The 24,075-nt window shown below is 66.5% G+C and carries 23 protein-coding genes; 16 read left to right on the plus strand and 7 right to left on the minus strand.

Annotated elements, in window-relative coordinates:
• Positions 1-8: 8 nt before the first annotated feature.
• The 5 genes from CFB41_RS04110 to CFB41_RS04130 form a co-directional block, all read right to left on the minus strand.
• Positions 9-1,607 (minus strand): iron ABC transporter permease, encoded by a 1,599-nt coding sequence (locus CFB41_RS04110; RefSeq protein WP_089455702.1) that lies wholly within the window; start codon positions 1,605-1,607, stop codon positions 9-11.
• A 2-nt stretch (positions 1,608-1,609) separates the two neighbouring features.
• Complete coding sequence (locus CFB41_RS04115; RefSeq protein WP_089439363.1) at positions 1,610-2,644, minus strand: iron ABC transporter substrate-binding protein; 1,035 nt, start codon at positions 2,642-2,644, stop codon at positions 1,610-1,612.
• A 65-nt stretch (positions 2,645-2,709) separates the two neighbouring features.
• Complete coding sequence (gene efeB, locus CFB41_RS04120; RefSeq protein ID WP_089439364.1) at positions 2,710-4,020, minus strand: iron uptake transporter deferrochelatase/peroxidase subunit; 1,311 nt, start codon at positions 4,018-4,020, stop codon at positions 2,710-2,712.
• A gap of 11 nt (positions 4,021-4,031) precedes the next feature.
• Positions 4,032-5,165 (minus strand): hypothetical protein, encoded by a 1,134-nt coding sequence (locus CFB41_RS04125; protein ID WP_089455703.1) that lies wholly within the window; start codon positions 5,163-5,165, stop codon positions 4,032-4,034.
• Between the two features lie 65 nt (positions 5,166-5,230).
• A complete protein-coding gene (locus CFB41_RS04130; RefSeq protein ID WP_089455704.1) occupies positions 5,231-6,697 on the minus strand; it encodes a carbohydrate porin in 1,467 nt (488 codons plus the stop codon).
• Positions 6,698-7,377: 680 nt separating this feature from the next.
• Here CFB41_RS04130 and groES point away from each other — a divergent pair.
• Both groES and groL read left to right on the plus strand, forming a co-directional pair.
• Positions 7,378-7,671 carry a co-chaperone GroES gene (groES, locus tag CFB41_RS04135; protein ID WP_039361157.1) on the plus strand — a complete coding sequence of 98 codons (294 nt, stop codon included), beginning with the start codon at positions 7,378-7,380 and terminating at the stop codon, positions 7,669-7,671.
• 46 nt (positions 7,672-7,717) lie between these two features.
• On the plus strand, positions 7,718-9,358 hold the full coding sequence (gene groL, locus CFB41_RS04140) for a chaperonin GroEL (protein ID WP_039361154.1): 1,641 nt from the start codon (positions 7,718-7,720) through the stop codon (positions 9,356-9,358).
• 188 nt (positions 9,359-9,546) lie between these two features.
• Here groL and CFB41_RS04145 read toward each other — a convergent pair whose 3' ends face one another.
• Entirely contained in the window at positions 9,547-10,413 is an 867-nt protein-coding gene (locus CFB41_RS04145; RefSeq protein ID WP_089439368.1) for a hydroxymethylpyrimidine/phosphomethylpyrimidine kinase, read from the minus strand.
• A 254-nt stretch (positions 10,414-10,667) separates the two neighbouring features.
• Here CFB41_RS04145 and CFB41_RS04150 point away from each other — a divergent pair, with 254 nt between their 5' ends.
• The 8 genes from CFB41_RS04150 to CFB41_RS04185 all read left to right on the plus strand — a co-directional run bounded on the left by CFB41_RS04150 (position 10,668) and on the right by CFB41_RS04185 (position 17,277).
• Positions 10,668-10,838 carry a rubredoxin gene (locus CFB41_RS04150; RefSeq protein ID WP_004186709.1) on the plus strand — a complete coding sequence of 57 codons (171 nt, stop codon included), beginning with the start codon at positions 10,668-10,670 and terminating at the stop codon, positions 10,836-10,838.
• A gap of 104 nt (positions 10,839-10,942) precedes the next feature.
• Positions 10,943-12,244, plus strand: a complete 1,302-nt coding sequence (locus CFB41_RS04155; RefSeq protein WP_089455705.1) for a hypothetical protein — start codon at positions 10,943-10,945, stop codon at positions 12,242-12,244.
• 194 nt (positions 12,245-12,438) lie between these two features.
• On the plus strand, positions 12,439-13,017 hold the full coding sequence (locus CFB41_RS04160; RefSeq protein ID WP_011351143.1) for a YqgE/AlgH family protein: 579 nt from the start codon (positions 12,439-12,441) through the stop codon (positions 13,015-13,017).
• Positions 13,014-13,463 carry a Holliday junction resolvase RuvX gene (ruvX, locus tag CFB41_RS04165; protein ID WP_011351144.1) on the plus strand — a complete coding sequence of 150 codons (450 nt, stop codon included), beginning with the start codon at positions 13,014-13,016 and terminating at the stop codon, positions 13,461-13,463. The genes CFB41_RS04160 and ruvX overlap by 4 nt, the downstream gene beginning before the upstream one ends.
• Positions 13,450-13,962 carry a bifunctional pyr operon transcriptional regulator/uracil phosphoribosyltransferase PyrR gene (gene pyrR, locus CFB41_RS04170; RefSeq protein WP_089455706.1) on the plus strand — a complete coding sequence of 171 codons (513 nt, stop codon included), beginning with the start codon at positions 13,450-13,452 and terminating at the stop codon, positions 13,960-13,962. Before ruvX ends, pyrR begins: the two co-directional genes overlap by 14 nt.
• Before the next feature lie 73 nt (positions 13,963-14,035).
• Positions 14,036-15,067, plus strand: coding sequence for an aspartate carbamoyltransferase catalytic subunit (locus CFB41_RS04175; protein WP_006476735.1), 1,032 nt, complete (start codon positions 14,036-14,038; stop codon positions 15,065-15,067).
• 52 nt (positions 15,068-15,119) lie between these two features.
• Complete coding sequence (locus tag CFB41_RS04180) at positions 15,120-16,400, plus strand: dihydroorotase (RefSeq protein ID WP_089455707.1); 1,281 nt, start codon at positions 15,120-15,122, stop codon at positions 16,398-16,400.
• A 19-nt stretch (positions 16,401-16,419) separates the two neighbouring features.
• A complete protein-coding gene (locus CFB41_RS04185) occupies positions 16,420-17,277 on the plus strand; it encodes a 1-acyl-sn-glycerol-3-phosphate acyltransferase (protein WP_089455708.1) in 858 nt (285 codons plus the stop codon).
• 32 nt (positions 17,278-17,309) lie between these two features.
• Here the strand turns inward: CFB41_RS04185 and CFB41_RS04190 are convergent, their stop codons facing one another.
• Positions 17,310-18,149 (minus strand): symmetrical bis(5'-nucleosyl)-tetraphosphatase, encoded by an 840-nt coding sequence (locus CFB41_RS04190; RefSeq protein WP_089440361.1) that lies wholly within the window; start codon positions 18,147-18,149, stop codon positions 17,310-17,312.
• Positions 18,150-18,487: 338 nt separating this feature from the next.
• Between CFB41_RS04190 and rfbB the strand changes: the two genes are divergently transcribed.
• The 6 genes from rfbB to CFB41_RS04220 all read left to right on the plus strand — a co-directional run bounded on the left by rfbB (position 18,488) and on the right by CFB41_RS04220 (position 24,066).
• Entirely contained in the window at positions 18,488-19,549 is a 1,062-nt protein-coding gene (gene rfbB / locus CFB41_RS04195; protein ID WP_089455709.1) for a dTDP-glucose 4,6-dehydratase, read from the plus strand.
• A gap of 11 nt (positions 19,550-19,560) precedes the next feature.
• Positions 19,561-20,454, plus strand: coding sequence for a glucose-1-phosphate thymidylyltransferase RfbA (rfbA, locus tag CFB41_RS04200; RefSeq protein WP_089439374.1), 894 nt, complete (start codon positions 19,561-19,563; stop codon positions 20,452-20,454).
• Positions 20,439-20,987 (plus strand): dTDP-4-dehydrorhamnose 3,5-epimerase, encoded by a 549-nt coding sequence (gene rfbC, locus CFB41_RS04205; protein WP_089455710.1) that lies wholly within the window; start codon positions 20,439-20,441, stop codon positions 20,985-20,987. Before rfbA ends, rfbC begins: the two co-directional genes overlap by 16 nt.
• Entirely contained in the window at positions 20,984-21,880 is an 897-nt protein-coding gene (rfbD, locus tag CFB41_RS04210) for a dTDP-4-dehydrorhamnose reductase (protein WP_089455711.1), read from the plus strand. Before rfbC ends, rfbD begins: the two co-directional genes overlap by 4 nt.
• A 76-nt stretch (positions 21,881-21,956) precedes the next feature.
• Positions 21,957-22,763 (plus strand): ABC transporter permease, encoded by an 807-nt coding sequence (locus CFB41_RS04215; protein ID WP_089455712.1) that lies wholly within the window; start codon positions 21,957-21,959, stop codon positions 22,761-22,763.
• Positions 22,753-24,066, plus strand: a complete 1,314-nt coding sequence (locus CFB41_RS04220; RefSeq protein ID WP_089439378.1) for an ABC transporter ATP-binding protein — start codon at positions 22,753-22,755, stop codon at positions 24,064-24,066. Before CFB41_RS04215 ends, CFB41_RS04220 begins: the two co-directional genes overlap by 11 nt.
• Positions 24,067-24,075 lie beyond the last annotated feature (9 nt).

The raw sequence follows: 24,075 nt of genomic DNA on the forward strand, positions 1-24,075 counted from the left end.
GGCGGCGCTCAGTCGCGCACCGATGCGCGGCCGAGCAGCAGGAACAGCAGTCCCGATGCGCCGAGCGACAGCGCGACGAGCAGCGCCGCGTAGGGCGCCGCGGCGGCGAATGCAAGCGTTGCCGTATCGCTCCACACCTGCGTCGCGAGCGTGCGGGTGCCGATCGGCGACAGCAGCAGCGTCGCGTTGAGTTCCGTCACGACCGAGATGAACACCATCGTCGCGGCCGCGCCGAGGCCGGGCGCCGCGAGCGGCAGCACCACGCGCGTGAGCGTCGCGCGCCAGCCGAGGCCGAGCGAGCGTGCGGTTTCCTCGAGCCGGACCTGCACGTGCGACAGCGCGGCGCGCACGCTGACGACCGCGAGCGGCAGGAACAGGATCGCGTACGCGGCGACGAGCGCCGGAGCGCTCTGGTAGAGCGGCTGCAGCAGCCGCACGGTGATCGACACGATCGCCAGCGCGACGACGATGCCCGGCACGCCCTGCACGGTCATCGCGGTGCGCTCGAGGAGCGTCGCGACGCGGCCGGGATAGCGAACCAGCAGGAACGCGAGCGGCAGCGCGAGCAGCGTCGTGACGGCTGCCGCCATCAGGCCATAGCCGGACGACGCGAGCGTGGCCTGCCACAGCAGCTCGGGCGACACGTCGGCCGGCGTGACGGCGGCTGCGCCCTGTTGCGTGAGCCAGTAGCCGATCATCGCGAGCGGCACGCCGAGCGTTGCTGCCGCGAGCGCGGCGAACGCGACGGTGACGGGGCCGCGCAGACGGCCGAGCGGATAACGCATCGCGACGCGGCGCGCGGCGCGGTGCGTATGACCGTAGCGCGCATGGCCGCGAGCGCGAGCCTCGATCGCGAGGCACAGCAGGCATAGCGCGATCAGCACGCAGCCGAGCAGCGAGGCGCCGCCGCCGTCGAACGCGGTGCGGTATTCCGCATAGATCTCGGTCGTGAAGGTGCGAAAACGCAGCAACTGGAATGCGCCGAACTCGGACAGCACGCCGAGCGCGACGAGCAGCATCCCGCCGCACAGCGCGGGGCGCAGCTGCGGCAGCACGACACGGAAGAAGGTATGCCACGGCGAGCAGCCGAGCGTGCGCGCGCTTTCTTCCAGCGCGGGATCGAGCTCGCGCAGCGCGGCGGCCACCGGCAGGTAGACGAGCGGGAAGTATGCGGAGCTCAGCACGATCAGCGCGCCGAGGAAATCCTGCAGGTCGAGGCTCAGCGATACCCACGCATAGCTCGTGATGAACGGCGGCACCGCGAGCGGCGCGGCCGCGAGCGCGGTCCACAGCGGCCGGGCGGGCAGGTCGGTGCGCTCGATGAACCACGCGAGCGCCGTGCCAAGCAGCGTACACGCGAGGGTCGCGGCGAGCGTGATCGACAGCGTGTTGACCAGCAGTTCGCCGACGAGCGGGCGCCACAGCAGCTCGATCGCATCGTCGACGCCGAAGGTGGCCGCGCGGTACAGCGTGAAGCCGAGCGGCAGCAGGATCGCGAGCGGCCCGCACGCGGCCGCGGCGACGAGCGCGCGTGACGGGCGGCGCCGTGTCGCGGTGGGCTCGCCGTCGCGTGCGGTGCTTGCCGTGCGGGACACGGCGTCGCTCATGGTCAGAGCAGGCCGGCCTGGCGCAGCAGCTTGCCGGCCTGGCTGTCGTCGCCGAGCTGTTCGAACGACAGTGCCGGCGGGCTCAGTTCGTTGAACGGCTTCAGGATCGGATCGGGCGCGACGCCCGGATGCAGCGGATACTCGAAGCTGATATGGCCGCCGGCCATCAGTTTCTGCGCGCGCTCGCTGACGAGATACGCGACGAACTTCTGCGCTTCCGGCTGGTGCTTCGACGCCTTCAGCACCGCGGCGCCGGACACGTTGACGGCCCCGCCGACGTCGCCCTTGCCGAAGTGGTAGATCGCGCTGCGGGTCGACTTGTCGCCGAGCTCGGCGTGCAGGCGGTCCCAGTAGTAGTTGTTGACGATGCCGGTCAGCACGCCGCCGCGGTTGACGGCCGCCGTCACGCCTTCGTCGTCGTCGAAGATCTGCGCGTTGGCCTTCAGGCCTTTCAGCCATTGCAGCGTCGCGGCTTCGCCGTGCAGCGCGAGCACCGCGCTCACGAGCGGCAGGAAGTCCGCGTCGCTCGGCGCGACGCCGACCTTGCCCTTCCATTCCGGCTTCGCGAGATCGAGCAGCGAAGCGGGCAGCTGCTGCGGCTGGATTTTCGCGGTGTTGTAGATGAGCACGTTCTCGCGCGCGAGCACGCCGACCCAGTTGCCGTCGGCCGGGTTGAAGCGCGCGGGCACCGACTGCAGCGTGGCGGCGTCGGTCTTCGCGAACAGGCCCTTGCGGTCGAGCAGCACGAGCTCCGGCGAGTTCTCGGTGAAGTACACGTCGGCCGGCGTGCGGTCGCCTTCCGCGACGAGTTGCGCGGCGAGCGCCGGGCCTTCGCCCGAGCGTACCTTCACGGTGATGCCGCTCTGCGCTTCGAAGTCCTTGACGAGCTGGTTGACGACCTGCTCGTGCTGCGCGTTGTACAGCGTGAGCGTCGCGGCATGCGCGCGCGCGGCGTGCAGCGCGCCGGTCAGCATCAGCGCGGCGGCCGCCGCGGAAATCAGGTGCCGCAGCGGGCGGCTAACGGGTGAAGTGTTCATGTGGTTTTCAGCAGGTTGCACCCGGCCGGGCCGGGAAGGTGTGCGTTGCCTTGCGTTGTGCGTCGTCATGCCTCGAACAGCGCGGCGCCGATGTACGAACCCGGTTGCGCGCCCGGCGGGCACGCGAAGATCGCGCTGCCGACGTGCGTGGTGAACTGGTTCATGATGTCCAGCTTCGCGAGCTTCTCGTTGATCGGAATGAAGCCCTTGCGCGGGTCGCGCTGGTGCGCGACGAACATCAGCCCCGCGTCGTACTCGGTCTGCTGGCGCCACGGCGGCCAGCGCTCGATGTAGAAGTTCGTGCTGTCGTTGTACGAGTACGCACGGCGCAGGATCTGCGCGCCGTTGTTCAACTGCGGCGACGCGAGACGCGCGTGCGAGTTGTCGGGGATCACCGGGTTGCCGTCCTTGTCGGCCGCATCGAGATCGAGTGCCTCGAACTCGTGCTTCTGGCCGAGCGGCGCGCCGCTGTACTTGTGACGGCCGACCACCTGCTCCTGGAAGCCGAGCTCCGTGTTGTCCCAGTGCTCGAGCGTGATGCGGATCCGGCGCACGACCGTGTAGGTGCCGCCGTTCATCCATGCCGGGCCTTCGCTGCCGGCCCACACGAATTCGTTCATCGCGGCCGGGTCGGACATCGGCGGATTCATCGTGCCGTCCTTGAAGCCCATCAGGTTGCGCGGCGTTTCGCCGGGCTTGCCCGACGTGAAGCCGGCCTGGCCCCAGCGCATCTGCGTTGCCTTCGCGCCGAGGCGTACGAGCTGGCGCACTGCGTGGAACGCGACCTGCGCGTCGTCCGCGCACGCCTGGATGAACAGGTCGCCGCCGGTCTTTTCCGGCAACAACTGGTCGCCGTTGAAACGCGGCAGGTCGACCAGCGCGGCGGGGCGATGCTTCGCGAGGCCATAGCGGTCCTTGCCGGCGAGCGCGAACATGCCGGGGCCGAAGCCGAACGTGATCGTCAGGCGCGCGGGGCCGAGGCCGAGCGCGTCGCCCCCGTCCGCCGGCGCGACTTCGTCGCTGCCCGTCGTGGCGAGCGGTTGCGCGGTATCGCCGCGCGTCATGCGCGCGGCGGCGTCGGTCCAGGTTTTCAGCAGCGCGATGACATCCGCGCGCTGGGCCGTCGTCAGGTCGAGCGCCGCGAAATACGCGTGGCGCTGCTGCGGCGTCGTGATGCCGCTCTGGTGCTTGCCGTAGAACGGCTCGATGCCGTCATGCGCGGAAGCGGGCGTGGATGCGGGTGCGGCGGCCGGCGCATCCGCGGCCTGCGCGGCCGGGATCGACGCCGCCGCGAGGCCGGCGGCCACCGCGGCGCCGCCCGCCTTCAGGAAGCCGCGCCGTGCGGGGCGCGGTGGCTGGTTGGAATCGTCTGCCATGATGGGTTCCGTTACTTCGCGAGCAGCAGCGTGTTGACGTCGTCCGCGACGTAGTAGAAGCCGTCGCCTTCGGGCGTCATCGCGATGCCGAACAGGTTGCCGTTGCCGGGAGGCGTCTGCGCCTTGTCGGTATTGATCCAGCGCGCGTAGATCTGCTTGCCGGCAACCGGGTCGATCTCGACGACCTGGCCGTTCTGCGCGTTGGTCGCGAGCAGGTGGCCGTTCGGTGCGGTGGCGAGCGCGAGGGGGCGGCGCAGGAAGCCGTCGGCGGTGACCTGACGGCCGACGCCCGCGCTGGTGTCGCGTGTGAGCGGATCGTCGATTTCGACGATGCGGTTGCCGATCGCGTCCGACACGTACAGCTTCTTCTGGTCGCCCGACAGCGCGAGGCCGGTCGGGCCGACCAGGAACACGCCCTTGTCGGCCTGCGCGCCGAGGCCGCTCGCGACGACCGTTTCCTGCTTGATCACCGGCGGCTTGCCGGCCGGCACGTCGAGGTCGAGACGCAGCACGGTCGCCTGCTTGTAGACGGGCGGGTTGCCGTCCGCGCCGCCGACGCCGAAGCCGGCCATGCTGACGAACAGCGTCGCGCTGTCGCCGCGGTCGACCACGGCCATGTTGCCCCACGGGTCGTTGATGTTCGGGGTCGACCACGTCGACGCGATCTTGCCTTGCGGATCGAGCACGATCAGGCAGCCGGCGCCCTTGGTGTTGGTCGTGCCGTCGTTGCTCGGCGTGCTGCCGACGATCACCCAGCCGGATTTCAGCATCGTCATCGCCGTCGACAGGCCGACGCCGCCGGGGCAGGCCTTCAGGTCGCGCGGAATCGACGCGAACAGGCTCAGCTGCTTGGTCGACGGGCGGTAGTTGACGATCGTGCTGCCGGTGCCTTGCAGGTTCGCCGCGTTGTTGAAGTTGTCGACGAGCACGTCGCCCGCCTGGATCGTCCCGGCCGACACCGGCGCGACGGCGATCGCGTACGGGTTCTGGTCGCCGTTGTCCGGCACCGTGTTGACGAGCGTGGTGTGGCGATGCACGGTCTCGAGGAAACCTTGCGGCTCGGCGAGTGCGCCGGCGGCGGCCGTCAGCGCGGCGGCGGCCAGTGCGCCCGTCGCGAGGCGGCGAAGCGGGGCGGATTGAATCATGTGAATCTCCTGGGGAGCGCGCCGTCCGGGCGGCGCGCGAAAATGGTCGGCGTGGGTGCGTCCGCTCAGAACGTGATCGTCGTCCGTGCGCCGAGCACGAACGTGTTGCGCAGCGGCTGGGTCGCGTCGCTCGGGTTCTGGCCGGCGCCGGCATTGAACGTGTACTGCGCGTCGGCCTGGACGATCCACCACGGGTTGACCTGGTACTGGTAGGTCGCCTCGAGCGTGGTCTCGCGGGTGCGCACGCCGTACGGGCCGGTCGCGAACGCTCGCGCGGTCTGGTCGAGGTCGGTCACGTGGTTGCCGACCTGGATGTACGTGACGCCGAGGCCGACGCTGTCGTTGTCGCGGCCGGCGAACGGCGCCTTCAGCACGATCCCCGCGTTGGCGGAGAAGCTCACCAAGTTGCGGTCGCCCGGCGCGCCCATCACGCGCGCAAACACGCCGAGGCTGCGCGGGCCGGTCGGGTCGGGGCGCCAGATCATCTGGTCGGCCACTGCGTAGAAGCTGTAGTTGCCGTGACGCTGCTGCGCGTCGCCGTTCGACGCGGGGTCCGCGAGCGAGAGCCCGTCGGTGCCGACGTTCTGGTCCGCGAAGCGGCCGTTGTGATACCAGACGCCGATCTTGTAGGTACCAGGCAGCCCGTTCGAGCGGCCGGTGTCCATTTCGCCGTCGGACGGCTGGTTCAGCGCGTACTGCAACTCGCCGATATAGAGCGCGCCGTTGTGCAGGTTGAAGTTGGTGCCGCTGAGGTTGTTCGGGTTGTTGCCGAGCGGATCGCCGTCGAACACGCCCGCGAGCGCGGTGAGCTTCGGCGTGATCTGCGCGCGTACGCGCACGCCGAGGCCCGCGAGCGGATACGCGGGGCCGCCGTTCGGCAGGTCGTAGGAGGGCAGCGCGGGCCAGCCGAACATCGTGTTGACGAACGTGTTCGCATACGTGCTGACCATGAATTCCTGGTCCAGGCTCTGCTGGCCGATCTTCACGTCGACGCGCTTGTCGAGGAACGACTGCTGGTACCACAGCTCCCACAGGCGCGTCGTGCCCTGCGCCTCGATGCCGCTCGCGGTGTTGAGCGTGCCGAGGTTGCGCGCACTCAGGTTGGTGCCGTGGATCTGCAGCGCGCTGACGTTGAACGTGCCGCCGGGCAGGCCGATTGCCTTCTGCGTGTCGACCGTCAAGGTGGCGGTCGTCAGCCCGTCGTAGGCGCCGCCGCGGTTCAGGCCGCCGCGCAGGTTCGCGAGGTACTCGCTGGTTTCGGTGATCTGCAGCGTCGCACCGTACTTGCCGAGCCACGGGCGGATGCCGCCCATGTCGCCGAGCAGGCTCTGGCGCGTCCAGATGCCGGTCCACATGTTGGTCGGCTTCGCCTGGATCGCCAGGTCGGCCTCGGGGGCTTCCGGCTGGGCGTCGACCGGCACGTCGGCGAACGCCGCGCCGCTCGCGAACGAGGCACACGCGAGGATGGCCGCGCAGGCGGCGGGGCGCATCCGGGCACGGATGTTGTCTCCCTGGAACGACGCAAACTTCATATCAAATCCCTGGTTCTATTTAGTCTGGAGTCCTGCTTGTCGGTCGCTGCCCGGACGCTCGGCACCGATCGGCCAGGGCATGAAGATGAACGCAACGCGGCGCATCGTAGGAGTGTCGAATGGGAATGTCAATGTAAACGAGAATGATTCGCATCTAAATTACTGAATGTAATCCACGTCCTTACGGATGTGGCCTGACACGTGTTTAGTGGAGAGGTAAACCGTAAATATCGGCGTAATGAAAATGAATGCTTCGATGCGGATCGATGGGTCCGCTGCGCGGGGCGCAGGAGGCGACCGGCGGGTGCGGGATCGCGCGTGCCGGCGGATGGAATCGACGCCGCTGCGGCATTTATCGAGTGATGCCGACGATCGCGGGAACTCCGTGCTTTCCCGGTGTCCAAACGGGGCTGGATGAGATTCCGGGGCCGCGCAGCCTCGCCGGCAAGGCCGGATGATGTTTTTAAGGATTTGTTTTAAAAAGGTTTTTTGTCGGATCCGCGTGCTTTTTTCGCCTCGTCCCCGCTCCGAAAATTCGTCCGGTTCCCCTTCTTGAATTTGTCAAAACCCGTCCATATAATTAGCACTCGCTGCACGAGAGTGCTAACAATTCTCTGCCGGGCGATAAGCCGGGCAGATTCCCTAAGCGTTCTTCAATCTCAGTCAAGAGAGGAGTGAATATGAACCTTCGTCCTTTGCACGATCGCGTGATCGTCAAGCGCCTGGATCAGGAAACCAAGACCGCCTCGGGCATCGTGATCCCCGACGCCGCTGCTGAAAAGCCGGACCAGGGTGAAGTCCTGGCCGTCGGCCCGGGCAAGCGCGACGACAAGGGCGCCCCGATCGCGCTCGACGTGAAGGTCGGCGATCGCGTCCTGTTCGGCAAGTACGCAGGCCAGACCGTGAAGGTCGACGGCAGCGAACTGCTGGTCATGCGCGAAGAAGACATCATGGCCGTGGTCAACGCGAAGTAAGCGTCCACTGACGGTACATATTCCCAAGAATTCAAGGAGTTAGAAGATGGCAGCTAAAGACGTCGTATTCGGCGATTCCGCCCGTTCGAAGATGGTCGAAGGCGTGAACATTCTCGCCAACGCAGTCAAGGTCACGCTGGGTCCGAAGGGCCGCAACGTGGTGCTCGAGCGCAGCTTCGGCGGCCCGACGGTCACCAAGGACGGTGTGTCGGTCGCGAAGGAAATCGAGCTGAAGGACAAGCTCCAGAACATGGGCGCGCAAATGGTCAAGGAAGTCGCTTCCAAGACCAGCGACAACGCAGGCGACGGCACGACGACGGCAACCGTCCTCGCGCAATCGATCGTTCGCGAAGGCATGAAGTACGTCGCATCGGGCATGAACCCGATGGACCTGAAGCGCGGCATCGACAAGGCAGTCGCAGCGGCTGTCGAAGAGCTGAAGAAGATCAGCAAGCCGTGCACGACGAACAAGGAAATCGCACAGGTCGGCTCGATCTCGGCGAACAGCGACACGTCGATCGGCGATCGCATCGCTGAAGCGATGGACAAGGTCGGCAAGGAAGGCGTCATCACCGTCGAAGACGGCAAGTCGCTGGCTGACGAACTCGACGTCGTCGAAGGGATGCAATTCGACCGCGGCTACCTGTCGCCGTACTTCATCAACAACCCGGAAAAGCAAGTCGCTGTCCTCGACAACCCGTTCGTGCTGCTGCACGACAAGAAGGTGTCGAACATCCGTGATCTGCTGCCGGTACTCGAGCAAGTCGCGAAGGCTGGCCGTCCGCTGCTGATCATCGCTGAAGACATCGAAGGCGAAGCGCTCGCAACGCTGGTCGTCAACAACATCCGCGGCATCCTGAAGACCGTTGCGGTCAAGGCGCCGGGCTTCGGCGACCGCCGCAAGGCGATGCTGGAAGACATCGCGATCCTGACCGGCGGCCAGGTGATCGCGGAAGAAACCGGCCTGACGCTCGAGAAGGCAACGCTGGCAGAACTGGGCCAGGCGAAGCGCATCGAAGTGGGCAAGGAAAACACGACGATCATCGACGGCGCAGGCGAAGCCGTGAACATCGAAGCACGCGTGAAGCAAGTGCGCGCGCAAATCGAAGAAGCGACGTCGGACTACGACCGTGAAAAGCTGCAAGAGCGCGTGGCCAAGCTGGCTGGCGGTGTTGCAGTGATCAAGGTTGGTGCAGCGACCGAAGTCGAAATGAAGGAAAAGAAGGCACGTGTCGAAGACGCACTGCACGCAACGCGCGCAGCTGTGGAAGAAGGCATCGTGGCAGGTGGCGGCGTTGCGCTGATCCGCGCTCGCACCGCGATCGCAGGCCTGACCGGCGCTAACGCCGATCAAAACGCCGGCATCAAGATCGTGCTGCGCGCAATGGAAGAGCCGCTGCGCCAGATCGTCACGAACGGCGGCGAAGAAGCCAGCGTCGTGGTGGCGGCAGTTGCTGCAGGCCAGGGCAACTACGGCTACAACGCAGCGACGGGCGAGTACGTCGACATGGTCGAAGCCGGTGTGGTCGACCCGACCAAGGTCACGCGTACCGCACTGCAGAACGCAGCGTCGGTTGCAGGCCTGCTGCTGACGACGGACGCAGCTGTTGCTGAACTGCCGAAGGAAGACGCACCGATGCCGGGCGGCATGCCGGGCGGCATGGGCGGCATGGGCATGGACATGTAATCGACTTCGGTCGATGGTGTCCGGGGCGCGCAGCGATGCGTGCTCCAGCCAAAGAAAAAGACCCGCAGCGATGCGGGTCTTTTTTTATGTGCGCGTGGATTTCGATGCGTGCGAGGGGCGGCCCGGGATGTCACGTCCCCAGGGGGGCGACATGGGGCGACCGCGGGGCATGCCCCGTCACGCTTGCCTCAATGCCGATGCGACGTCCTCGGCACCGCGTCGGCCTTCACGGCCGGCGGCGTATCCGAATCCTCGTTGCTGCGCGCCCAGAAGAATCGATCCGGCAGGTACGCCCCCATGCCGGGCCGGAACGCATCGCGCGTGGCCTGGTACAGGTATTCCTGCGCTTCGCGAACCGCTTCGGGCGGCTCCTGGCCGTTCGCAAGCAACGCCGCGATGGCCGCGCCCAGCGTGTCCGTGATGCCCATCAGGCGGTGCGGCGAGCGATCCCACATGTCCTCGCGAAGCTGGCCTTCCTCGCCGTACAGCGTATTGACGAGCCGGTGCGAGCCCGTCTCGGACGACAGGATGTACTCGCAGCCCTGCGACAGCAGGTGCGAGACCGCCGCGTCGAGATTCGGCGCCTCGGCGTCGCCGTCCGGCTGCGCGAGCGCGATCAGCGTCGCGTAGTCGGCGACCAGCAGCGTGGTTTGCGGCGCCAGCAGGTCGGCGATCGATTCGCGCAGGTCGTCGGCTGCGAGCACGTGCTCGTCGTCGAGCGTGAAGTCGGGCGCGAGCACGAGCGGCACGCCGTCGTAGTCGGCGACGACCTCGGCGATCGCGCTCACGACTTCCGCGCGCGTCGCCGCGCCGATCTTGAACGCCGCAACCGGCATGTCTTCGAGCAGCATGCGCGCCTGGGCAGCGACCACGTCGGGATCGAGGCCGGTCACTTCGTCGCAGGCGGCCGAGTCGCGCACGGTGTAGCCCGTCAGGACGGACACGCCGTGACAGCCCATGCTCGCCAAGGTCAACAGATCGGCTTGAATGCCAGAGCCGCCGGTGGGGTCGGACAGGCCAAAGGTGAGGACGATCGGAGGGGCGTTGCTGGACATGTAAAAATGGGGCAAGAGAAAAACGGGAAAGCGACGGGCATGCGGACGGCGAGGCGAAATGGGCGTTTTCGGCCCTGTGTTGCCCGGCAGGCCGCACTTTTCAGCCATTATGCGGCGGAATCCGGCCCGCACGACGGATTTTTTAGCGCAGCGCAACGTAGTCGCGTTACTCCAGCGCGATTGCTAGGCAGTCCGGCCCCGACACGGTACCATCATGGCTCCCGAATTTACCGACTTTCCCGACGCGGCTTAAGATGGAATACAAGAGCTGGATGTGCCTGATTTGTGGCTGGATATACGACGAAGAAGCCGGGCTGCCGGAAGAGGGCATTGCCCCGGGCACGCGCTGGGAAGACGTCCCGATCAACTGGACGTGTCCTGAATGCGGTGCCCGCAAGGAAGACTTCGAGATGGTCCAGATCTGACCGGACCCTTGGCCCACGGACACACCGCTCAGGCCTCGCATCGACCCGGCGCTCATGCGTCGAGGCTCGCGCGAGCGACTTGACGATGACAGGCGCGCGTGTCCATGAGGCCAGAACCGGCGAACGTTCCCCACCCTGACGCACTGCCCAACCCGCGCGGCGGAGCCGTGCGCGCGGCCGACGCATGGCTTGCGGCGGCCGCCGACGCTTTCGAGCATCGCGACGACGCGGCCGCACCGCTGTCCGCTGCTGCGGCCGTGCTCGCGGAAGCCGGCTGGCTGCCGGCCGCGCGTTTCGCGGGGCAGCTGTCGGCCGCCGTGCCGCTCGTCGCCGCCGAGCCGACCTCGGCCGGCTGGCGTGCCGCGCTGCGCGATTTCCGCGCGGCCGTCGCACGCCACAACCTGCGCGAGCTCGCCTGCTCGCCGGTTCTCTTCGAACATTTCCGTGCCTTGCGTGCGCAAAGCGCCGCCGACCTGCGCACGCAGGCGCCGCTCGACGCGCTCGCGCTCGTCGGCCGCGCGGTGCCGCCCGCCACGCTGCGTGTGCTGCCCGACGCGTTCGCGACCCGGATTCGTGCCCGCTACGAACAGGCGTTGCTTGGCGTGCTGCGCGCGGAACACGGCGCACCCGACGCGGCACTCGACGAACTCGATGCGATGCTGGCCGCGCTCGCCGGCGACGAGCCATACGATTTCTGGCGGCTCGCGGCCGCATGCGTGCGCGCGCTGCGCGCCAGCGGCGCACCCGAGCTGAAGCGCTTTCTCGCGCGTACGAACCTGCTGCTCGGCGAGCACGCGCAGGGCCGGCGCAGTGCGCCGCCCGAACTTGTGCGGGAGACGGTGGCGCTGCTGTGGCGCGATTTCGCGCTGTTCGGCGCCGCGGCCGAGGATGTCGCGCTCGTCGACGTGCTGCACGACTACGGATTGACGGTCGACTGGCACGTCGCCGGCACGCCGGCGTCCGAAGCGCTGTGGGAGGCCGATGCCGCCCGGGCCGAACGCGACGCGGTTGCCGCCGCGCCGACTCGCGCACTCGGCGTCGTGACGGTCAATGCGCATGCCTATGAGGATTTCCTGCAGACGGCCGATGCGTCGATGGCCGACCTCGCGGCCGATCCGGCCGGAGCCGACGCGGGTGCCGCGTGGCATGCGTCCGGCGCCGCCTACCGGGTCGGCACGGCCGCGTGCGCGCTGGGGCTCGGCCACGCGGCGCTGCTGGCCGACACGCTTGGCCTCGCGTGGCGGCGTGCGGCGCACGGTGTGCCGCTTGCCGACGGCGGCCTCGATGCGCATGGCCACGCGTCCGACATGCTGCGCGCGGCGCTGCTGAAGATTGCGGCCGGCGTTGCGCCGCCGGACCTCACGGCGGCGTCCGGCACGCTCGGCGCGGCGCTCGGCCGGGCCTGACGAACGAGGGGACGAAGAAGGGGACGAACACGCGCCGGCGGCCCTTGCCGCGCGGGTCCGCAACACGCTGCCGACAGCGCCCGCGCGCGTGTTAGAGTGCCGTGTGATCCGTGCGCGCCGTTGCCAGCGCGGTGCGGCGTTGCTTGTTGATCGCGGCCCGGTCAGGCCGCGGCGTCTTTGCTAAAATTCAAACCATGTCAAAGCCTTCCGATCGCATCAATCTCACCAACCAGTTCCTGATCGCCATGCCGAACATGGCCGATCCGACGTTCTCGGGAACGGTGGTCTATCTTTGCGATCACAGCGAGCGCGGTGCGCTCGGCCTCGTCATCAATCGTCCTACCGACATCGACCTCGAATCGCTGTTCAACCGCATCGACCTGAAGCTCGACATCGAGCCGCTGCTGCACATCCCGGTGTACTTCGGCGGCCCGGTCCAGACCGAGCGCGGTTTCGTGCTGCACGAGCCGGTGGAGGGCGCGAGCTACAACTCGTCGATGTCCGTCGAGGGTGGGCTGGAGATGACCACGTCGAAGGACGTGCTCGAGGCGGTCGCGACGGGCACCGGCCCGAAACGCTTCCTGCTGACGCTCGGCCATGCGGGCTGGGGGGCAGGGCAGCTCGAGGAAGAAATTTCCCGCAACGGCTGGCTGACGGTCGCCGCCGATCCGCGCATCGTGTTCGACACGCCGGCCGAAGAGCGCTTCGAAGCTGCACTCGGCCTGCTCGGCGTCAGCTCGTCGATGCTGTCCGGCGAAGCAGGGCACGCATGAGTGGCGCGAGCGCGCGCGATGCGACGCTCCTCGCGTTCGACTACGGCGAAAAACGTATCGGCGTCGCGGTCGGCAATGCGCTGACGCGCTCGGCCCGTGCGCTCGTCGTGATCCAGAACCTGAACCGCGAACACCGCTTCAAGGCGGTCGGCGACCTGCTGGCCGAATGGCGGCCGGACGCGCTCGTCGTCGGCCTGCCGATGCATCCGGACGGCACGCCGCACGACATGACGCAGCAGGCGAAGCGCTTCGGCAACCAGCTGAACGGCCGCTTCGGGCTGCCCGTCACGTGGGTCGACGAGCGCTATTCGTCGGTCGAGGCCGAGGCCGGGCTGCGCGAGCGCAACGTGCGCGGCCGCGCACGGGCCGAGATGCTCGATGCCGAGGCCGCGCGCGTCATCCTTCAACAGTATCTCGATCAATTGTCCGACCATGAGCACCATTGACGCCGAGGCGCTTTACCGCGTCCTGCTCGACCAGATCCGCGCCGCGCACGGCACGTCTTTCGCCGAACCGGGCGGCCCGCGGCTCGCCGGCATTCACAGCGGCGGCGCATGGCTTGCCGAGCGCCTCGCGCGCGATCTGGGCGCGCCGGCGTTCGGCGTCGTGAACGTCGCGCTGCACCGCGACGATTACGCGAAGAAGGGGCTGCACAGCCAGGCCAGCCCGACGTCGCTGCCGTTCGAGATCGACGGCGCGCGCATCGTGCTCGTCGACGACGTGCTGTATACCGGGCGCACCGTGCGCGCGGCACTCAACGAGCTGTTCGACTATGGCCGTCCGGCCGCGGTCGAGCTCGCGGTGCTCGCTGATCGCGGCGGCCGCGAGCTGCCGGTCGCCGCGCGCTTCGCGGGCGGCGCGCTCGACGTGCCGGCCGGCGCGACGCTCGTGCTCGCACGCGACGATGCGCAGTTCACGCTGCGCGTCGAGGCGCACGGCGCCTGAACGACACGCGAACCGTATCCCGGGCCGCTGGTTTGCACCGCGGCCCGTTTGCATAGTTGGAATCACGCACACCATGACCACCGACACCACTGGCCGCACCGGCAATCCCGCCGCGGCCGCGAGCCCCGACCGGTTCCGCTACGGCTTCCTGAAGGGCAACCCGCAGCTCACGAAAAACGGCGAGCTGAAGCACCTGCTGTCGATCGAGGGCCTGCCGCGCTCGATCGTCAACCACATCCTCGATACGGCCGAGCAGTTCGTCAGCGTGACGGACCGTGAAGTGAAGAAGGTGCCGCTGCTGCGCGGCAAGTCCGTGTTCAACCTGTTCTTCGAGAACTCGACGCGCACGCGCACGACCTTCGAGATCGCCGCGACGCGCCTGTCGGCCGACGTGCTGAACCTGAACATCAATGCATCGTCGACGAGCAAGGGCGAATCGCTGCTCGACACGATCAACAACCTGTCGGCGATGCATGCCGACCTGTTCGTCGTGCGCCATGCGTCGAGCGGCGCGCCGTACCTGATCGCCGAGCACTGCGCACCGCACGTGCACGTGATCAACGCCGGCGACGGCCGCCATGCGCACCCGACGCAGGGCCTGCTCGACATGTACACGATCCGTCACTACAAGCGCGACTTCACGAAGCTGCGCGTGGCGATCGTCGGCGACATCCTGCATTCGCGCGTCGCGCGCTCCGACATCCACGCGCTCACCACGCTCGGCGTGCCGGAAGTGCGCGCGATCGGCCCGCGCACGCTGCTGCCGGGCGGGCTCGAGCAGATGGGCGTGAAGGTGTTCCACAACCTCGACGAAGGGCTGAAGGGCGTCGACGTGATCATCATGCTGCGCCTGCAGAACGAGCGGATGAGCGGCGCGCTGCTGCCGTCCGCGCAGGAATACTTCAAGACCTGGGGCCTGACGCCCGAGCGCCTCGCGCTCGCCGCGCCCGACGCGATCGTGATGCACCCCGGCCCGATGAACCGCGGCGTCGAGATCGATTCGCAGGTCGCCGATGGCCCGCAGTCGGTGATCCTCAACCAGGTCACGTTCGGCATCGCCGTGCGGATGGCGGTGATGGGCATCGTCGCCGGCAACAGCGACTGAGCCCGCTTTCGCGCATCCTTATTCACGCAATCAACGCATTCACTGACAGCGCATGAAGATTCATATCAAAGGCGGCACGCTGATCGATCCGGTCGCCGGCACCGAGCAGCAGGCCGACGTATTCGTCGCGGACGGCAAGATCGCCGCGCTCGGCACGGCGGCGCCGGCCGGTTTCAACGCGGACAACACGATCGACGCGGCGGGCATGATCGTCGCGCCCGGCCTCGTCGACCTGTGCGCGCGGCTGCGCGAGCCCGGCTACGAGCACAAGGCGACGCTTGCGTCCGAGATGGCCGCGGCCGTCGCGGGCGGTGTCACGACCCTCGTGTGCCCGCCGGATACCGACCCCGTGCTGGACGAGCCGGGCCTCGTCGAGATGCTCAAGTTCCGTGCGGGCAATCTGCACCAGGCGAACGTGCACCCGCTCGGCGCGCTGACGGTCGGCCTCAAGGGTGAGGTGATCACCGAGATGGTCGCGCTGACCGAGTCCGGCTGTGTCGGATTCACGCACGCCAACGTGCCGGTGCGCGACACGCAGGTGCTGCTGCGTGCGCTGCAGTACGCGAGCACCTACGGCTACACCACGTGGCTGCGCCCGCAAGACGCGTTCATCGGCCGCGGCGGTGTTGCCGCGAGCGGCGCGCTGGCGTCGCGGCTCGGGCTGTCCGGCGTGCCGGTCGCGGCCGAGACGATCGCGTTGCACACGATTTTCGAACTGATGCGCGTGACGGGCGCACGCGTGCACCTCGCGCGGTTGTCGTCGGCGGCCGGCCTCGCGCTCGTGCGCGAGGCGAAGGCCGAGGGGCTGCCCGTGACCTGCGACGTCGGCGTCAATCACCTGCATCTGATCGACGTCGACATCGGCTACTTCGATTCGCAGTTCCGGCTCGATCCGCCGCTGCGCAGCGAGCGCGATCGCGAAGCGATTCGCGTGGCGCTCGCCGACGGCACGATCGATGCGATCTGCTCCGACCACACGCCGGTCGACGACGACGAGAAGCTGTTGCCGTTCGGCGAAGCGACGCCGGGCGCGACCGGGCTCGAACTGCTGCTGTCGCTGACGCTGAAGTGGGCCGACGAGACGCGTACGCCGCTCGCGCAGGCGCTGCGCCGCATCACGTCCGCGCCGGCTGACGTGCTGAAGCTGCCGGCCGGCCGCCTCACCGAAGGCGGCGCGGCCGACCTGTGCGTATTCGACCCGCGCGCGCACTGGCGCGTCGAGCCGCGTGCGCTGAAGAGCCAGGGCCACAACTCGCCGTTCCTCGGCTACGAACTGCCGGCCACCGTGCGCGCGACGCTCGTGGCCGGGCGGATCGCGTTCGAGCGCTCCTGAACCACGCCGGACTATCGCCATGATTGCCCTTCGCAAGCTGCGTCTCGTTTTCCACCTGTTGCGCGGCATGGTGATCGTCGCGCTGCGTTTTTCGCACGTCACGCCGGCGCGCCGCGCCGAGCTGATACGCCGCTGGTCGCTCAAGCTGCTGCGGATCTGCGGGATGCGTCTCGTCGTCCATAACGACAGCGCGCGGCTCGACGCGAGTGCGCTCGTGGTCGGCAATCACGTGTCGTGGCTCGACATCTACACGGTCAACGCGTGGCGGCCGACGCCGTTCGTGTCGAAGGCCGAGGTGCGGCAGTGGCCGGTGGTCGGCTGGCTCGCCGAGAAGCTCGACACCGTGTTCCTGCAGCGCGAGAAGCGCACCGAGGCGATGCGCGTCATGCACGAGATGGCCGAGCGCCTGCGCAACGGCGGGCTGATGTGCGTGTTCCCGGAAGGGACGACGACCGACGGGCAGGAACTGCTGCCGTTCCACGCGAACCTGTTCCAGGCCGCGGTGTCGGCCGGCTGCGCGGTGCAGCCGATCTGCCTGATGTACGAGGATGCGCAGGGGCGGCAGTCGGTTGCGCCGGCCTATACGGGCGAACTGGCGCTGGGCACGTCGCTCGACATGGTGTTGCGCGGCGGGCCGCTCGTCGCGCACCTTTATGTGTGTGAACCGATTGCACCGGGCGGCGACCGGCGGGCGACGTCCGCGGCGGCGCGCGATGCGATCGGGGCTGCGCTCGTGAAGCTGCAGGCGAAGGTTGGCAAACCGACGGCCGAGTCGCTCGCGGAACTGGCCAAACATGCGTATCCGGCGACCGAGGTTGGCGCCGGCGCGGCTGGGCATGAGGCGGCCGACGCACCGGTGCCGGGGCGAGAGGGGTGACGCGCTTCCCGGCGACGCGAATCAGCCTTTAATCACTCGCCGCCCGGCGCGCGGCACGCATCGCACTGCACCTGCGTGACCGTGCGCTGCGCCGGATCGGCCGTCAGCCGTACGGCCGACAGCTGGTTACCCCACACACACCCCGAATCGAGCGCGACGACGTTCTCGCGCACCATCAGGCCGAGCGCGGCCCAGTGGCCGAACACGATCGTCACGTCCTCGGTGCGGCGCCCCGGTACGTCGAACCACGGCAGGTAGCCGGGCGGCGCGCTGTCGGGGCCGCCGTTCGCCTTGAAGTCCATTGCACCGTCGGGCGTGCAGAAGCGCACGCGCGTGAACGCGTTGAACGCGACGCGCATCCGGTCACGTTTCTTCAGATCAGGGCTCCATTGATTCGGCTCGTTGCCGTACAGCTTCTGCAGCGTGTCGCGCCAGTCGGGCGCGCGCAGCGCGCGCTGGAGTTCGTCGGCGAGTTCGAGCACGAGCGTGGCATCCCACTGTGGCAGCACACCCGCATGGACGAGCAGCATCCCGTTCTCGGCATGCACGAACGGGCGGTGGCGGACCCAGTCGAGCAGCGCATCGGCATCGGGCGCGTCGAGGATCTCGCCGATGGTGTCGCCCGGGCGCTCGGTGCGCAGGCCGGCGGAGACCGCTAGCAGGTGCAGGTCGTGATTGCCGAGCACGACCGTCGCGCGCGGGCCGAGGTCGACGAGTGCGCGCAGCGAGGCGAGGGAATCCGGGCCGCGGTTGACGACGTCGCCGGCGATCCACAGCGGCGTGTCGGCGGGGGCTGAAAGCTTTTCGAGTAAAGACTGGAAAGCGGAATGACAGCCTTGGATGTCGCCGATGGCGATGGGGGCAGGAAGCATGAGGGTCAGATCGTACCGAAACGAGGTGAACTGGGGAAAATCGTATGAATATACGTTGGCGCAACGGCTGATCCACATCGGGCGGCCCGCCAGGCATGCTATTTTTCGTGGCGCAAAGGGCCTCGCGCTGTATCAAGTTGTTAGCAGCATGGAGTTGGCACCGGCTGGATTCCTATAATTGACATTTTCACTCCGAAATTAACATCTCGTGACTTTGCTCGTATGGCGACCGGTTAAAATGCCGGGCCTGATCGGCCGAGACTTGGCCACTGTGACATGACAAGAAGTGCGATGAGCGCCTGCCAGGCGCGCCGCACATTATTATTAGAGGGTGTTTCATGATCCTGGTTACCGGCGGCGCGGGTTTTATCGGTGCCAATTTTGTACTCGACTGGATGGATGTGTCCGATGAGGCCGTGCTCAACGTCGACAAGCTGACCTATGCGGGCAACCTGCGTACGCTGGCGCCGCTCGACGGGAATCCGGATCATGTGTTCGCTCGTGTCGATATCTGCGATCGTGCGGCACTCGACGCGCTGTTTGCCGAGCACAAGCCGCGCGCAGTGATCCACTTTGCGGCCGAGAGTCACGTCGATCGTTCGATCCACGGGCCGGCCGATTTCGTGCAGACCAATGTCGTCGGTACGTTTACGCTGCTCGAAGCGGCACGCTCGCACTGGAACGGCCTAAACGATGCGGACAAGGAGGCGTTCCGCTTCCTGCACGTGTCGACCGACGAGGTGTTCGGGTCGCTGTCCGCGACCGATCCCCAGTTCTCGGAAACGACGCCTTACGCCCCGAACAGCCCCTATTCGGCGACGAAGGCCGGCTCCGACCACCTGGTGCGTGCGTATCACCACACGTACGGTCTGCCGACGCTCACGACGAACTGCTCGAACAACTACGGCCCGTACCAGTTCCCGGAGAAGCTGATTCCGCTGATGATCGCGAACGCGCTCGCGGGCAAGCCGTTGCCGGTCTACGGCGATGGCCAGAACGTGCGCGACTGGCTGTACGTCGGCGACCACTGCAGCGCGATCCGCGAAGTGCTTGCGCGCGGCGTGCCGGGCGAGACGTACAACATCGGCGGCTGGAACGAGAAGAAGAACCTCGACGTCGTGCACACGCTCTGTGATCTGCTCGACGCGGCGCGGCCGAAGGCGACGGGATCGTATCGCGACCAGATCACCTATGTGAAGGATCGTCCCGGCCATGACCGCCGCTACGCGATCGATGCGCGCAAGCTCGAGCGCGAGCTCGGCTGGAAGCCGGCCGAGACGTTCGAGACGGGGCTCGCGAAAACCGTGCGCTGGTATCTCGACAATCAGGTATGGGTGGACGAGGTCGCGTCCGGCGATTACCGCAAGTGGGTCGAAACGAACTATGCGCAACGCACGTGAGGGGCTGATCGATGGCACGTAAAGGCATTATTCTCGCCGGCGGCTCGGGCACGCGGCTGTACCCGATTACCCACTCGGTGTCGAAGCAGCTACTGCCGGTGTACGACAAGCCAATGATTTACTACCCGCTTTCGACGTTGATGCTCGCGGGCATTCGCGACGTGCTGGTCATTTCGACGCCGGCGGACACGCCGCGCTTCGAGGCGTTGCTGGGCGACGGCTCGAAGTGGGGGATGAACCTGCAGTACGCGGTTCAGCCGTCGCCCGACGGGCTCGCGCAGGCGTTCATCATCGGGCGGGACTTCATCGGCAACGATCCGAGCGCACTGGTTCTCGGCGACAACATCTTCCACGGTCACGATCTCGCGAAGCAGCTTCACGCGGCGAATGGGCGTACCGAAAGCGCGACCGTCTTTGCCTATCACGTGCAGGATCCGGAGCGCTACGGCATCGTCGAATTCGACGACCAGATGCGCGCGATGTCGATCGAGGAGAAGCCGGCCCAGCCGCGCTCCCGCTACGCCGTGACTGGCCTCTATTTCTACGACAACGACGTGTGCGACATTGCGGCCGACATCAAGCCGTCAGCGCGCGGCGAGCTCGAAATCACCGACGTCAATTCCCGTTATCTCGCGGCAGGGAAGCTGCAGGTGGAGATCATGGGGCGCGGCTACGCATGGCTTGACACGGGCACGCACGATTCGCTGATGGAGGCTGCAGCTTTCATCGCGACCCTGCAGAAGCGCCAGGGCCTCGTGGTCGCATGCCCCGAGGAGATTGCTTACCGAATGGGCTGGATCGATGCCGAGCGCCTGCTGACGCTTGCCGCGCCTCTTGCCAAGAACGCGTACGGGCAATATCTGAAGAACCTACTGACGGACAAGATTCTATGGCAATCACGGTAACTTCCACGGCAATTCCAGACGTCAAGCTGATCGAGCCCAAGGTCTTCGGCGACGCTCGCGGGTATTTCTTCGAGAGCTTCAATCAGCGGGAATTCCGTGAGCAGGTTGCGGATGTCGAGTTCGTTCAGGACAACGAGTCGCGCTCGGTCAAGTCCGTGCTGCGCGGGATGCATTATCAGGTCCGTCATGCGCAGGGCAAGCTGGTCCGCGTCGTCGAAGGCAGGGTGTTCGACGTCGCCGTCGATCTGCGTCGTTCTTCGCCGACGTTCGGCAAATGGGTCGGCAGCGTTCTGTCCGCGGAAAATCACCTGCAGATGTGGGTGCCTGCCGGATTTGCGCACGGCTTTCTGGTGATGTCCGAGGCGGCGACATTTCAATACAAGACGACCGATTTCTGGTATCCCGAATTCGAGCGCGTGCTGCTGTGGAACGACACACACGTTGGCATCGACTGGCCGCTCGACGGCGCTCCGGTGATCGCACCGAAGGATCTCGCCGGTACCGTGCTGGCGGATCTGGAGACCTACGCATGAAGATTCTCGTGACGGGGGCGAACGGGCAGGTCGGATGGGAGCTCGTGCGTGCGCTGCAACCGCTGGGCGAGGTGGTAGCCGCGACACGTCAAGTCGTTGATCTCGGCGATGCGGCGGCCGTCGCTGCATATGTCGACGCGCTCGCGCCCGATCTCGTGGTCAATGCGGCTGCCTATACCGCGGTGGATCGCGCCGAGGACGAACCCGACATTGCATTTGCGATCAACCGCGATGCGGCGGGCGCGCTTGCGCGCGCCACCCGGAAGCGTGGCGCATTACTGATCCACTTCTCGACCGACTATGTGTTCGACGGGAGCAAGCGGACGCCGTATGCCGAGAGCGACGACGTGCGCCCGCTGAACATTTACGGCGCGAGCAAGCTGGCCGGCGAACAGGTGATTGCCGACGCCGGCGGCGACTGGCTCGTGTTCCGCACGTCGTGGGTCTACGCGTCGCGCGGCCAGAATTTCCTGCGCACGATGCTTCGGCTGGGTGCGAGTCGCGAGATGCTGTCGGTCGTCAGCGATCAGTTCGGCGCGCCGACGAGCGCGCGCATGATTGCGGACCTGACCGCGCACGCGGCGGCGCAAGCGCTCGTCGAGCGGCGGGCGGGATCGTTCGCGAGCGGCCTCTATCACATGACGGCGCAAGGCTCGACGACCTGGCACGCGTTCGCGGAAGCCATTTTTGCCGGCGCCAGAAGCCTGTCCCCACAGACAGGCCTGTCTGTCCGGGAAGTGAAGCCGATCCCCGCAGCCGAGTATCCGGCGAAGACGCCGCGTCCGACCTTCTCGGTGCTCGACAACACGCGGTTCGACGAGCGTTTCGGATTGCACCGACCGCAGTGGTCGGACGGGCTTGCGCTCGTCCTCGCGGAACTGTTCGATGCCTGATGCTGCCCGATCCGGGCGGCGCACATCACACTACATGCCGAGTCGTTCGTGCGGCATGGTTTAGCTAGAGATTGTCATGCGGGAAATCATTCAACCATCACTTCCTATCTGGCGGCATCGCCGCCTGATCCTCCAAATGGCGCGCCGCGAAGTGGTCGGCCGATATCGCGGCTCGGTGCTCGGCCTGCTGTGGTCGTTCTTCAACCCGTTGCTGCTGCTGACCGTCTACACGTTTGTGTTCAGCGTGATTTTCAAGGCACGCTGGAATACCGGATCTGATTCGAAGACGGAATTTGCAGTCGTGCTGTTCGTCGGGATGATCATGTTCCAGGTGTTCTCGGAAGCCGTGAACCGTGCGCCATCACTGATCATCAGTAACGCGAACTACGTGAAGAAGGTCGTGTTTCCGCTCGAGGTGCTGCCTGTCGTCGCGCTGCTCGTCGCGCTGTTCCATGCCGCGATCAGCTTCTGCGTGCTGGTGCTCGCGATGCTCGTGCTGGGTTTCCAGGTGCATCTCACGATCCTGTATTTCCCGCTGATCGTCTTGCCGTTCATCCTGTTCACCCTCGGTGTCTGCTGGTTCCTGGCGTCGCTGGGCGTGTTCATCCAGGACATCGGGCAGTCGATCGGGCTCGTGACGACGGTGCTGATGTTCCTGACGCCGGTGTTTTATCCGGTGAGCTCACTGCCGGCCAGTTACCAGCATATCGTCGGAATGAATCCGATCGCGTTCGTCATCGAGCAAAGCCGCAACGTCGTGATCTTTGGAACCGTGCCGAGCTGGACCGGTGTGTCGGTGATGATGATCGTCAGTATCGGCGTCGCGGTACTGGGCTACCAATGGTTTAATCGCACGCGGAAAGGATTCGCAGATGTCCTCTGATCTTGCAGTCAGCGTGAAGGATCTGAGCAAGGTCTTTCATATTTACGATAACCCGCGTGCACGCCTGATGCAGATGCTGTTCGGCTCCCGCAAGCAGTATTACCGGGAGTTCTGGGCGTTGCGCGATGTCTCGTTCGATATCGCGCGCGGCGAGACCGTGGGGATTGTCGGTCACAACGGCTCGGGAAAGTCCACGCTGCTCCAGGTGATCTCTGGGACGCTCGCGCCGAGCGCCGGCACAGTCGAAACGAACGGCAAGGTTGCCGCGCTGCTCGAACTCGGGTCGGGATTCAATCCCGAGTTCACCGGTCGCGAAAACGTGATGCTGTACGGCCAGATTCTCGGGATGAGCGAGGAAGAGCTGGAAGAGAAGTATCCGGCCATCGTCGATTTCTCCGAGATCGGCGATTTCGTCAACCAGCCGCTGAAGACGTACTCGTCGGGCATGTACGTGCGCCTCGCATTCTCGGTCGCGATCCACGTCAATCCGGACATCCTGATCGTCGACGAGGCGCTGTCGGTCGGTGACGCGCTGTTCCAGGCGAAGTGCATGGCCGTGATGAAGAAGCTGATGGATCGGGGCACGACGCTGCTGTTCGTCAGCCACGACCCCGGTTCGGTGAAGGCGCTGTGCAACCGCGCGATCCTGCTCGATCACGGCAACATGCTTGCTGTCGGATCGACGGACCATGTGATCGAGTCGTATTACTCGTCTTATGTCCGCAAGAAGCAGCACGTGATTGCCGACGACGAGGCGCCGTCGACGCAGATCGCCGAGCTCGATGCCGATCTCAACGACGGCGCGGACGAATTCCAGAAGCAGGCGGCGTTCCAGCGGATCCGCAATGGCCGCGCAAGCTTCGTCAACGTGCAGTTGTTGAACGAACAGGGGCGCGCGACACGCCAGGTTACCTACGGTGACACCGTGACGCTGAGAATGATCGTGAGCGTCGAGGAAGATCTGCCGCTGCTGGCATTCGGCTATCACCTGCGCGACAAGAACGGTTTCGATATCGCGTACTCGGACACCGGCCTCGAGCACGCGCATTTGTACGACGTGCACGCGGGTGAAGTCCACGTGGTCGACTGGACGTTCAAGGTATCGCTGCGCGGCGGCGATTACAGCATCAGCGCGGCCACGTCAGTGCCGACCGACTTGAGCATTGGCCAGGTCGACACGTGCGATCATGTGCCGATCGCCGTGCAATTCAACGTCTCGCGCGGCACCTATCTGCCGCTTTATGGCGCCGTACATTTCGACAACAAGGTCCAGACGCGGCTGTTGTCGAAGACGGTGGCCTGACGCAGCGTT

Origin of the sequence: Burkholderia sp. AU33803, assembly GCF_002223095.1 — a bacterium.
Lineage (GTDB): Bacteria > Pseudomonadota > Gammaproteobacteria > Burkholderiales > Burkholderiaceae > Burkholderia.